The organism is Klebsiella aerogenes KCTC 2190, assembly GCF_000215745.1.
GTDB lineage: Bacteria > Pseudomonadota > Gammaproteobacteria > Enterobacterales > Enterobacteriaceae > Klebsiella > Klebsiella aerogenes.
Map to the genome: position 1 here is coordinate 4,688,728 of NC_015663.1, position 11,844 is coordinate 4,700,571.

The following is an 11,844-nucleotide window of genomic DNA, read 5'->3' on the forward strand; positions in this document are numbered from 1 at the left end:
GATATCAGAATTGAAAAACTCGCTGCTTGTAAAGCAGCGCTTGCAGCGTGAATGTCGGCCCTTATTCCTCTACGTCACCGTCGGCAAACGGTTCTGCTTGGGAGGCCTCCACGATGAAAATCTGTGTCGGCAACGTGAAGTTTCGCAGTTTCAGCAACGCCAGCGGGCCATCGCCGAGTTCGGTACGCAGCAGCCACTGCAGTTGCCGGTTATCCGGCGTATTGACCGTCAGACGAAACAGCCCATCGCCGATCTGCTGGCGCTTCATTCTCTCCAGCATACGCAGCGTGCCCCACGGGCCGCTGTCGTTCGCCAATAGCCGAGCGCCCGCCGCCACTGAGCTCCAGCTCAGCATCGCGCCGGGTTTGTTGATAGTCCCCGGCCAGCGGAAACTTTTCCATTCGGCAAGCTGGTTAAAGTAGTGCAGATTCTGGCCGTCGAGGGTGAGTTGCGTTTCAACAATGCCCGGCGTCGCCACCCCCTGTAGTTCAAACCCCATTCCCTGACTGCCGTCGGTAAACAGGATGTCGGACAAGGAACTCAGTTGATTAATCGCCTTCAGGAAGGCCGGATTGAAAGTCAGCCCCTGACTGTGCGCGCTATCGGCCACCCAGCGGCTACCCTCCCGGTTGAGCACGCCGCCCAACTGTCGGGCAAGAAACTGGTCGATTCGCCCGCTATCGCGACGGATGAATGCCGCCAGCATCGGTAGCGAGACATCGTTTTTGCCCGCGGCAAACGGATAGCGGCCGTCGAAAGCCGAATGCCAGTTAGCGACCACAGAACGCTGCCACGCCTCGTTCAGGCTGGCAGCCGATGGCTGCAGCACCGTTTCCCAGGCCTGCGTCAGCGGCTGGACGAACATGGTCTGGCCGAAACCGCTCCACTCTTCGCCGAGGCTGGCCGCCACCAGGCTGCCGTACTCCTGGGTGTCGGTCAGGTCGACGCTTTTACCCTGGAACACGGTCTGCGCCAGCTGCTGCATCATCGCCTGCGGGTCGGGGGCGTTTGCCACCTGCTGGAGCCGCAGGCGTACGCGGGTCAGGCGCGTCAGCCAGGTCTGTAAACTGAGGGTGCTGTCTGCGGCGACCACGCTTTGAGAGGGATTTTTGCCCATCAGCGCCAGCAGCGGCCCAAAGGTACTCTCCAGCGGGCCGCGCGCGCCGCCGGCCTGCTGGTCGATAAACGGCTGCTTATCCTTATCGAGTAGATTTTTTGCCGATTTCACCAGCGAATCCGCCACGCCCTCACGCTGCTGCCCGGTCTGCCCCTGCCAGGCAAGGGTATTCATCAACGCAATCAGCGGCGACTGACGAACGTCGCCCGCCAACGTCAACTGATCGGTCACATCGGCAATATTGCGCGCCGGATTCAAGCGGATGCTATTGAGAAAACCCAACCACGCCCCGGCGAAATCGGTGAAATAACGATCGGTCAGCCGCTGTTTCAACGCCTCCGGGGAGACGTCGCCGCTGACGGTCTGGCGGCTATCGCTCAGCACCCAGTCGATCTCATCGCGCCTGGTCGCCACCGCCTTATCGATCGCCTCGCGCACGCCGCCCTCCCACGCCTGACGGGTAAACATCCCCGGCACCACCTCTTCCGTGGTAAACAACCGGCTGGCATTGGTCTGCGGCGTCATGTCTTCCAGCGTCATGTCGGCATAGTTACGGCGCACCTGCAGCAGCATGTTCTCGTAAAGTGTGCTTTCGGCGTTGCGCCGCCCGATTTGCGCCAGCAGCACCTGACGCGCTTGCGTCACCAGCACGGCGTCCGGGGTGATTCTCCACGTCGGCTGCGACGGCAAGTTGTCCATATAGAAGCCCCATAAATCGGGGGCGATGCTCTGCCATAGCGCCGGGGCGACTCCCTGACACGTCTGCTGCGCCGCGGTCATTGCCTGGCGGTAAAACGCCGCATCGGCTTTGTCCGGACGCGCCATCATCAGATAGGCCTTTAACTGGTCATAACCCGCTTTCGCCAGCTGCGCCCGCTGCGGGCTGCGCGGCGGCAGGTTGACCAACACCGTCAGTTGCCGGGTCAGCGCCTGCGCCGCGGCGTCGCGGATCAGGCGCTGGTTAGCCCGCCCATACCACGGCAGCAGCGCGGCAGAAAGCGGCGCATTATGATTAAGACCAAAGCGCTGATACCAGGGCGTGCCGTTGGCGAGCTGATTCTGTAGACGGCCGATATCGTTGCGCAGCACCTGCAAATCGATCAGCTGCTGGTCGTTAACGACGGGCTGCCGCAGCAGCTGTACCCGCTGGGTGGCGCTGACAATTTGCTGGCGGTTGACGATAAAAGAGAGCAGGCTTCCCGCCGCCCACAGAGCAATCAGCGCCAGCAGGCCGACGCCGAGGGAGGGGCGCCACGCCACCCCCACCGGCACGCCGCGCGCGCGGCCGCAGTCTGCGATGATCCCCTGCCAGACGGCCGGGGCCGGCCAACGGTGGGGATAGAGCCCATTGTCCACCGCTTCTTCCGCCTTTAACGAGGGGCTGAACAGCAGACCACGGAGCGGGATCTGTTGCAGATGCCCGGTAAGCCACGGCGTCAGTAGCGTCTTCCAGCCGCTGATACCACCCTCCTTCAGCCATTTAGCGACACGCAGCAGGTAATCGTGGGACGAATCAGCGCACAACTGCTGGGTCCCCTGCGCCAGCATGGCGGGCAGAATGGCGCGAAGCTGCCGTTCAACATCCTGCGGGACGGCCCGCGGCGGGAACAACGCCCCCAGCGTCTGGGTAATGCGCGTATCCTGCGGCCAGTCGCTGTCGTGGAGTTGCCACAGATAGACCGGCGGCTGGTAGCGCAGAACCTGCGCAACCTGCTCCAGCGTTCGCAAATACCCGTCCAGGGTCGCGGCGGTGGCCTGAGCATTGTCCAGCGCCAGCACGATACCATCCAGCGGCCGGCGGCCGCGCAGCCGACGCAGGGCGCTGAGCCGCTCGATATCCACCGTCGCCGACAGGCTACCGCCGTGAATTAGCACCGTACCGCGGCCCTCCAGCCATTGCTGTTGCGCAAGGCCTGGAGCGATGGCGGCAATCTGCGCCGCCTCGCCAGCGACCCACAGCAGGCGGACCTTATTGCGCCACAATCGGCCGTAGCGGCGACGGAGAAAGTGCTTTAAGGACGCAAACGGCTGCGCCGGTTTTGTCTGCTGGCTAATAAAAGTCTGCGTCTGACGCTGTTGCCCATCGGCTTTTTGCCTGATAAACAGGTGGAAAGCAATAAAGCCCAGTATCCAGAGACAGAGACCATACGCCCAAATCAGGCCACAGACGGTCACTATCTCGCGGATCGCCGTCCACTGCAGCGTGCGGTTGGCGTGCCAGTTCCACCATCCCAGACCGCTCAGCAGGACCACAGTTGTCCAGACGGCAAGACACAGGGTCGCGGTAGCCGCTACGGTCATTACCGCGGCATTTTTTTCCTTGAACATAAAATTGATGATTCCCTTAGCCACGGGCGTGCATCATCACGCCCGTATAGCGTTATTAAGGATACTTAGCGGATATAATGAATATGGCGATAACGAATTAAGGCAGCAGTATTTTAAAAGCCTCGTTTTTTATATCGCGATATATTTTACCCAGCACGCCCGATACCGTATTCAGATCTTTCATATCCGTTCGCGCCTGCACTAATATATCGCCAACATTAATATCTATAATCGCTTTTACCCGCTGGCCAAATTGTTTCACCGAATCCCACGTATCGTCATCGTTATCGTAAATAGTCCGCGACGCAAAATAACCGTGCGAAAACGAGGAGTGCAGCGGGTCGTGATTATATTTGGCCAGCGTGTCATGCACGTAGTTATCGTAAAAATCCAGCATCGTCGGCGAGCCCATCAGCGCCGCCCGCCGGGCATCGCCGCTTTTCTTGATCTGGATATATTCTGACTCCTGCGCCGCCACCAGCGGACCGCCAAGCTGGTTGGTCTGCGTGGTGGGGATCACATCCAGCAGTACCTGAGCCAGCAGCGCCACGATACCGGTATGGGCAAAGTCATAGCCCCACGCCGCGCGGTCCAGCCGATCCTTATCGATAAACGGCACTTCACGCGGCCCTTCGCTTTCCGCGGGCGCCGCCTCCGACGGCAGCGCGCCGGACGATTCATTCAGCGCCTGCTGATAAAAAGGTTTGCGCTGATAATACTTATCGGCGTATTGCGGGCTGGCAAAGCGCTCGGTGCGCCAGGCGGTGATCCAGCTCAGCTGGTCCGCCAGCATCACCTCCAGCGCTTTGGCCTTCAGCGGCACATACACCGGATCCGGCAGTTTACCCAGCGGGCCGTTCTCCGGCGGCTTCGCGGCGGCGGCGGCTTTCGCCTTATCGCTATCCGCCTTGTCGTGAGCCGCCTTCAGCGCGGCGACCGGATCCCGGCCCTGGGCCACGGCGATGGCCACCACCTCCGCCTCGTTGACGGCCGGCGTTTCGGTCTTCGCCCCCGCCTGCTGCGCCCCGGCCTGCTGCCAGGCGTTAAACAGGGTGATCGCCTGTTCGGAGATTTTGAATTGTTTTATAACGGCATTCGTCATTATCCGGTAGGCCTTATTTTTAGCCCCTCCGGGCAACACCTCCTCAGGCACGCTCAGCGGCGCCCCGGCATCAAAGGCGGCGGCATACATATCGTGCAGCACAATCTTTGACAGCAGGCTGGCGGCATCGGTCTGCACTTTGCCGAGTTCCGTGGGTTTACAGTCGCCGCCAACATCGGCATGCATTCCGGGATAGACCACCTCCACCGCCCCGGCCGGGTATTTGCCGTCCGGACCGCGGGATGGAGTCCAGCGGCAGGTCGCCGTGCTGCTCGTGGCCGGCGACAAAGTGGTGGCAGCTTTTTAAGAAACCTTTGGTGGTCGGCAGCCGCAGGCTGTTGGCCGCCCAGCCCAGATGCCCGGTGGCCGACGGCAGAATATGCGGCACGCCAACCGCGGAGACCGTATCCAGCAACCCCATAAACTCGATACTGATAGGGATGCCCTGCAGGGTTGGCCCGCCCGGAACCACCGCCCCCGCCGGCAGCATATTTGTCGCATCGAGCGGCATTTTAGCGTCATCGAGCAGCGACTCCAGCCCGCGGGCGAAGGCGCGGGCGGTGGCGGCCCCCCGGCAGTAGCCGTAGACGAACAGCTTGATTTTGGCGATGCGCCGCTGCGAGCGTTGGATATGCAGCCGCGTCGGCTGCCGCGGCCACTGGTTGACCACGCACCCCAGATGGTCGTCGCAGAATTTGTCAAGCGCGCTTTTACGGTTGAACTTCTGGGTCAGCCGCGAGAAGGGCCAGACGGTGGCCATACTTTGCCGATATCTGGTCAGCTCATTGTCTTCTATCCTTTCCTTTTTCACCGCATAACAAATGCTGCTGTAGGTTTTAAGCAGCGCCTGATTGATACGATCCTCACCGCCGTTGGCAAACAGCTCGCCGTCCAGCGAGTAGTGCTCTTCGCCAATCTCCGGAAAGCGCGCCCCACAGCCGGGGAAGTAGTAACTGAAGTAGCCGTCGTTTTCCGCAGTTTCATCCTGCTCTTTCCAGTTTGCCGCATGGTAGAGGCGGCCAATATTGGTCAGCGGCGGATTGCGCGAGCCGTATATCTCATCAGCCCCTTCTTCATTACAGCAGGTACCGTCAAAGAACAGGCTGATATGCAGGCTGGCGGGGCAGCCCGGTTCCGTTTTTTTGTCCGATTGATGATCGGACTCCCCGACATATCCCTCCAGGTACTGCCTGGCGTAGTTGCCTTCGGTCAGCGTTCTGCTCGCCGGCAGGCGGCCGCGCTCGTTGTATTCGGTTTTCTGCTGCGTGGAGTCATCCGCTGGCGCTTTCCCCTTTTTATCATCCGGCCCGGGAAAGTGTGGCGGTAAACTGGCCGCTTCTGCGGTGGACGTTTTGACAGCGACCGGGGTGGCGCCGGTCTGGAAGGCGGCAATAAGCGCCTTCAGGGCACTTAACGTGGAGTCTGCGGCGTCGGACATACAACTTCCTCCTTGATATGTTGGATAAGTATTTTCTGAGCTCTTTGCTTCCAGTCTGGCGGCGACTGGGGAACCGGATATCCCGGCTGTCCCGGCGGGATGCAGGAACGCACTATCCGCACTTTATCGCAGGGGAAAATATGCACATCAAATCCGCAGGCCTGCCCCTTCTCCCAACGTTCGATAGGGACAGTAATCGGCCCATGTTTCTGATAGTGAGTTTCATAGTCGTCCGGCATCTCACTCGATTTCATCCAGGCATTAGGATCGGAAGTCCAGGTGATTTTTGCCGTCAGTCCCGGCCGCCAGACATCTGGCACCATCACGCAACAGAAGCCGCCGCCGCCGCCGTAGGGATTAGCCCTGGGGCCCCCGTAACCGTTTACCTGCACCGAAACAATGTCATCCGGGCCGTGGTTATAGACATTTATGTCAGCGCCGCTCATGCCGTCGCGACTGTGGTCGCGACAGGCCGTCAGCAGGCAGAGCAAAACGGCGGCCAGCACCATCAGTCCGCCGGGCAAAATACGGATATGTTTTATCATTGATGTGTCCTTACAAATATAAAGTGATGACTTATTAATAAATGGCGTAATTAAATGCTTGTATTTATGCTAATATATGAACCTCCATATATAACTGATAATGATATTTGTAGCGGTCAAATAAAATTGGTCGCTACAAATATTTTCAGCTGTATTTTAATATCCGTTCACACCTGTACTAATATATCGCCGACATTAATATCAATAATTATTTTTACCCGCTGGTTTGCGTGGTGGGAATAATATCCAGCAGCGCCACGATACCGGTATGGATAAAGTCATAGCCCCACGCCGCACGATCCAGACGATCCTTATCGATAAACGGCACTTCTCGCGGCCCTTTGCTTTCCGCGGGCGCCGCCGCCTGCTGCAGGCGTTAAACAGGGTGATCGCCTGGGCGGAGATTTTGAATTGATCTGCGACATCCCCTTGCATTACCCGATATTTTTTACCTTTGGCGCCGCCGGGCAATACCTCCTCGGGTACGCTCAGCGGCGCCCCGGCATCGAAGGCGGCGGCATACATATCGTGCAGCACAATCTTTGACAGCAGGCTGGCGGCATCGGTCTGCACTTTGCCGAGTTCGGTGGGTTTACAGTCACCGCCGACATCGGCATGCATCCCGGGATAGACCACCTCCACCGCCCCGGCCGGGTATTTACCGTCCGGACCGCGAATAGAGTCCAGCGGCAGGTCGCCATGCTGCTCGTGGCCGGCGACAAAGTGGTGGCAGCTTTTTAAGAAGCCTTTGGTGGTCGGCAACCGCAGGCTGTTGGCCGCCCAGCCCAGATGACCGGTGGCCGACGGCAGGATATGCGGCACGCCAACCGCGGAGACCGTATCCAGCAGCCCCATAAACTCGATACTGATGGGGATACTCAGCAGAGTCGGGCCGGCCGGAACCACCGTCCCCGCCGGCAGCATATTTGTCGCATCAAGCGGCATTTTAGCGTCATCGAGCAGCGACTCCAGCCCTCGGGCGAAGGCGCGGGCGGTGGCGGCCCCCCGGCAGTAGCCGTAGACAAAGAGCTTGATTTTGGCGATGCGCCGCTGCGAGCGCTGGATATACAGCCGCGTCGGCTGCCGCGGCCACTGGTTGACCACGCCGCCCAGATGGTCGTCGCAGAATTTTTCAAGCGCACTTTTACGGTTGAACTTCTGGGTCAGCCGCGAGAAGGGCCAGACGGTGGCCATACTTTGCCGATATCTGGTCAGTTCGCTGTCTTTGATCGCGGTTTTGTTCACCGCATAGCAGATGCTGCTGTAGGTTTTAAGCAGCGCCTGGTTGATACGGTCCTCACCGCCGTTGGCAAACAGCTCGCCGTCCAGCGAGTAGTGCTCTTCGCCAATCTCCGGAAAGCGCGCTCCGCAACCGGGAAAGTAGTAGCTGAAGTAACCGTCCGCTTCCGCAGGCGATGTCTGAGTTGTCCAGTCGGCTGCATGGTAAAGGCGGCCAATATTGGTCAGCGGCGGATTACGCGAACCATATACCTCATCGGCTCCCTCTTCATTACAACAGGTACCGTCAAAGAACAGGCTGATATGCAGGCTGGCGGGGCAGCCCGGTTCCGTTTTTTTGTCCGATTGATGATGGGACTCTTTAACATACCCCTCCAGGTACTGCCTGGCGTAGTTGCCTTCGGTCTGCGTTCTGCTCGCCGGCAGGCGACCGCGCTCGTTGTATTCGGTTTTCTGCTGCGTGGAGTTATCCGCTAACGTTTTCCCCTTTTTATCATCCGGCCCGGGAAACTTTGGCGGTAGGCTGGCCGCTTCCGCGGTGGAGGTTTTGACCGCGACCGGGGTGGCGCCGGTCTGAAAGGCGGCAATAAGCGCCTTCAGGGCATTCAGCGTGGACTCTGCGGTGTCGGACATACAACTTCCTCCTTAATATGTTTGAAAATAACGCTATCTGCTTTTTTTTCTTCGTCAGGTTCAGGTTGTACTGGGTATTCAGGGGAATCACGCATATGACAGGAACGGACTATCCGCACCTTATCGCAGGGGAAAATATGCACGTCGAAACCGCAGGCCTGCTCCTCCTCCCAGCGCTCAATCGGCACGGTAATTGGTCCATGGCGCTGATAGTATTGCGAATAATTGTCAGGCATATTGCTGGATTTCATCCAGGAGTTAGGGTCGGAGGTCCAGGTGATTTTTGCCGTCAGCCCTGGGCGCCAGACATCAGGCACCATGACGCAGCAGAAGCCGCCGCCGCCGCCGTAGGGATTAGCTCTTGGCCCGCCGTAACCGTTCACCTGCATCGAAACAATGGCATCCGGACCGTGGTTATAGACATTTATATCAGCGCCGCTCATGCCGTCGCGACTGTGATCGCGGCAGGCCGTCAGCAGGCAGAGCAAAGCGGCGGCCAACACCGCCAGTCCGCCGGGTAAAATACGGATATGCTTTATCATTGATGTGTCCTTACAAAAAATTAAATGCGTCGTTATTAAGAGATGACGTGATGACAGAATTATATTTTTGCTGATATATATACCTCCCGAATATTTGTGATAATGATATTTGTAGCGGTCAAATAAAATTGGCCGCTATAAATATCTTCAGCTGTATTTTCATATCCGTTCGCGCCTGCACTAATATATCGCCGACATTAATATCTATAATCGCTTTTACCCGCTGGCTTGCGTGGTGGGAATAATATCCAGCAGCGCCACGATACCGGTATGGGCAAAGTCATAGCCCCACGCCGCGCGGTCCAGCCGATCCTTATCGATAAACGGCACTTCTCGCGGCCCTTCGCTTTCCGCGGGCGCCGCCACCGACGGCAGCGCGCCGGTCTGCTCATTCAGCGCCTGCTGATAAAAAGGCTTACGCTGATAATACTTATCGGCGTATTGCGGGCTGGCAAAGCGCTCGGTGCGCCAGGCGGTGATCCAGCTCAGCTGGTCCGCCAGCATTACCTCCAGCGCTTTGGCCTTCAGCGGCACATACACCGGATCCGGCAGCTTGCCCAGCGGACCGTTCTCCGACGGCTTCGCGGCGGCGGCGGCTTTCGCCTTATCGCCATCCGCCTTGTCGTGAGCCGCCTTCAGCGCGGCAACCGGATCCCGGCCCTGGGCCACGGCGATGGCCACCACCTCCGCCTCATTGACGGCCGGCGTTTCGGTCTTCGCCCCCGCCTGCTGCGCCCCGGCCTGCTGCCAGGCGTTAAACAGGGCGATCGCCTGGGCGGAGATTTTGAATTGTTTTAATACGTCACCTTGCATTATCCGATAGGTTTTCTCTTTAGCCCCGCCAGGCATCACCTCCTCAGGTACGCTCAGCGGCGCCCCGGCATCAAAGGCGGCGGCATACATATCGTGCAGCACAACCTTTGACAGCAGGCTGGCGGCATCGGTCTGTACCTTACCGAGTTCGGTGGGTTTACAGTCACCGCCGACATCGGCATGCATCCCGGGGTAGACCACCTCCACCGCCCCGGCCGGGTATTTACCGTCCGGCCCGCGGATAGAGTCCAGCGGCAGGTCGCCGTGCTGCTCGTGGCCGGCGACAAAGTGGTAGCAGCTTTTTAAGAAGCCTTTGGTGGTCGGCAGCCGCAGGCTGTTGGCCGCCCAGCCCAGATGCCCGGTGGCCGACGGCAGGATATGCGGCACGCCAACCGCAGAGACCGTATCCAGCAGCCCCATAAACTCGATACTGATGGGGATACCCAGCAGGGTCGGACCGCCGGGCACCACCGTTCCCGCCGGCAGCATATTTGTCGCATCGAGCGGCATTTTTGCATCATCAAGCAGCGACTCCAGCCCGCGGGCGAAGGCGCGGGCGGTGGCGGCCCCCCGGCAGTAGCCGTAGACGAACAGCTTGATTTTGGCGATGCGCCGCTGCGAGCGCTGGATATGCAGCCGCGTGGGCTGCCGCGGCCACTGATTGACCACGGCACCCAGATGCTTGTTGCAGAACTCATCGAGCGCGCTTTTACGGTTGAACTTCTGGGTCAGCCGCGAGAAGGGCCAGACGGTGGCCATACTTTGCCGATATCTGGTCAGTTCGCTGTCTTTGATCGCGGTTTTGTTCACCGCATAGCAGATGCTGCTGTAGGTTTTTAGCAGTGCCTGATTGATACGGTCCTCACCGCCGTTGGCAAACAGTTCGCCGTCCAGCGAGTAGTGCTCTTCGCCAATCTCCGGAAAGCGCGCCCCACAGCCGGGAAAGTAGTAACTGAAGTAACCGTCATCTTCAGCTGGCGGTGACTGGCCACTCCAGTTCGCGGCATGATAGAGCCGGCCGATATTGGTCAGCGGCGGGTTACGTGACCCGTAGACCTCATCAGCCCCCTCTTTATTACAGCAGGTACCGTCGAAGAACAGGCTGATATGCAGGCTGGCCGGGCAGCCCGGTTCCGTCTTTTTATCCGATTGATGATCGGACTCCCCGATATATCCCTCCAGGTACTGCCTGGCGTAGTTACCTTCGGTCTGTGTTCTGCTCGCCGGCAGGCGGCCGCGCTCGTTGTATTCGGCTTTGTGCTGCACAGAGTTATCGGCAGGCTTTTCTCCCTTTTTATCATCCGGCCCGGGAAACTTCGGCGGTAAACTGGCCGCTTCTGCGGTGGAGGTTTTGACCGCGACCGGAGTGGCGCCGGTCTGGAAGGCCGCAATAAGCGCCTTCAGGGCACTCAACGTGGAGTCTGCGGTGTCGGACATACGATGTTCTCCTTAACGTGATTATAAAGTATATTTTGTGCTTTTTTATTTCCGTCAGGGTCAGGCTGTATTGGGTATTCAGGGGCCGCTCGACCATAGCAGGAACGCACTATCCGCACTTTATCGCAGGGGAAAATATGGATATCAAAGCCGCAGGCCTGATCCTCCTCCCAGCGTTCAATAGGCACCGTGATCGGCCCATGGCGCTGATAGTGAGTTTCATAATCATCCGGCATCTCACTGGATTTCATCCAGGAGTTAGGGTCAGAGGTCCAGGTGATTTTTGCCGTCAGGCCCGGACGCCAGACATCTGGCACCATCACGCAGCAGAAGCCGCCGCCGCCGCCGTAGGAGTTCGCTCTTGGCCCGCCGTAGCCGTTGACCTCCACCGAAACGATAGCGTCCGGGCCGTGGTTTAAGACAGCTATGTCGGCGGCGCTCATGCCGTCGCGACTGTGATCGCGACAGGCCGTCAGCAGGCAGAGAAAAACGGCGGCCAGCACCGTCAGCCCGCCGGGAAAAATACGGATATGCTTTATCATTGATGTGTCCTTACAAATTTAAAGTGATGACTTATTAATAAATGACGTCATTAAGTGCTTGTATTTATGCTAATAGATGAACCCCATATATAACTGGTAATGATATTT

The 11,844-nt window shown here is 58.7% G+C and carries 7 protein-coding genes; all 7 read right to left on the reverse strand.

The genetic code is table 11. From position 1 onward, the window contains the following. Positions 1–61: 61 nt before the first annotated feature. Positions 62–3,445, reverse strand: coding sequence for an ImcF-related family protein (locus tag EAE_RS22145; protein ID WP_015705812.1), 3,384 nt, complete (start codon positions 3,443–3,445; stop codon positions 62–64). Positions 3,446–3,542: 97 nt separating this feature from the next. Beyond that, positions 3,543–4,835: a hypothetical protein gene (locus EAE_RS25495; RefSeq protein WP_338074446.1), complete on the reverse strand. Its 1,293-nt coding sequence runs from the start codon at positions 4,833–4,835 to the stop codon at positions 3,543–3,545. A 1,122-nt stretch (positions 4,836–5,957) separates the two neighbouring features. Continuing rightward, complete coding sequence (gene tli1a, locus EAE_RS22155; protein ID WP_015705813.1) at positions 5,958–6,530, reverse strand: Tli1a family immunity protein; 573 nt, start codon at positions 6,528–6,530, stop codon at positions 5,958–5,960. 201 nt (positions 6,531–6,731) lie between these two features. Continuing rightward, a complete protein-coding gene (locus EAE_RS22160; protein ID WP_015705814.1) occupies positions 6,732–8,402 on the reverse strand; it encodes a T6SS phospholipase effector Tle1-like catalytic domain-containing protein in 1,671 nt (556 codons plus the stop codon). Continuing rightward, on the reverse strand, positions 8,375–8,944 hold the full coding sequence (gene tli1a, locus EAE_RS22165; RefSeq protein WP_015705815.1) for a Tli1a family immunity protein: 570 nt from the start codon (positions 8,942–8,944) through the stop codon (positions 8,375–8,377). Before tli1a (EAE_RS22165) ends, EAE_RS22160 begins: the two co-directional genes overlap by 28 nt. Positions 8,945–9,160: 216 nt before the next feature. After that, a complete protein-coding gene (locus tag EAE_RS22170; protein ID WP_015705816.1) occupies positions 9,161–11,194 on the reverse strand; it encodes a T6SS phospholipase effector Tle1-like catalytic domain-containing protein in 2,034 nt (677 codons plus the stop codon). Continuing rightward, positions 11,167–11,736, reverse strand: coding sequence for a Tli1a family immunity protein (gene tli1a / locus EAE_RS22175; protein WP_015705817.1), 570 nt, complete (start codon positions 11,734–11,736; stop codon positions 11,167–11,169). Before tli1a (EAE_RS22175) ends, EAE_RS22170 begins: the two co-directional genes overlap by 28 nt. Positions 11,737–11,844: the final 108 nt, after the last annotated feature.

Bases quoted from the DNA above. Each gene is read 5' to 3' on its own strand.
- EAE_RS22145 (WP_015705812.1), bottom strand. From the start codon at position 3,445: ATGTTCAAGGAAAAAAATGCCGCGGTAATGACCGTAGCGGCTACCGCG.
- tli1a (WP_015705813.1), bottom strand. From the start codon at position 6,530: ATGATAAAACATATCCGTATTTTGCCCGGCGGACTGATGGTGCTGGCC.
- EAE_RS22160 (WP_015705814.1), bottom strand. From the start codon at position 8,402: ATGTCCGACACCGCAGAGTCCACGCTGAATGCCCTGAAGGCGCTTATT.
- tli1a (WP_015705815.1), bottom strand. From the start codon at position 8,944: ATGATAAAGCATATCCGTATTTTACCCGGCGGACTGGCGGTGTTGGCC.
- EAE_RS22170 (WP_015705816.1), bottom strand. From the start codon at position 11,194: ATGTCCGACACCGCAGACTCCACGTTGAGTGCCCTGAAGGCGCTTATT.
- tli1a (WP_015705817.1), bottom strand. From the start codon at position 11,736: ATGATAAAGCATATCCGTATTTTTCCCGGCGGGCTGACGGTGCTGGCC.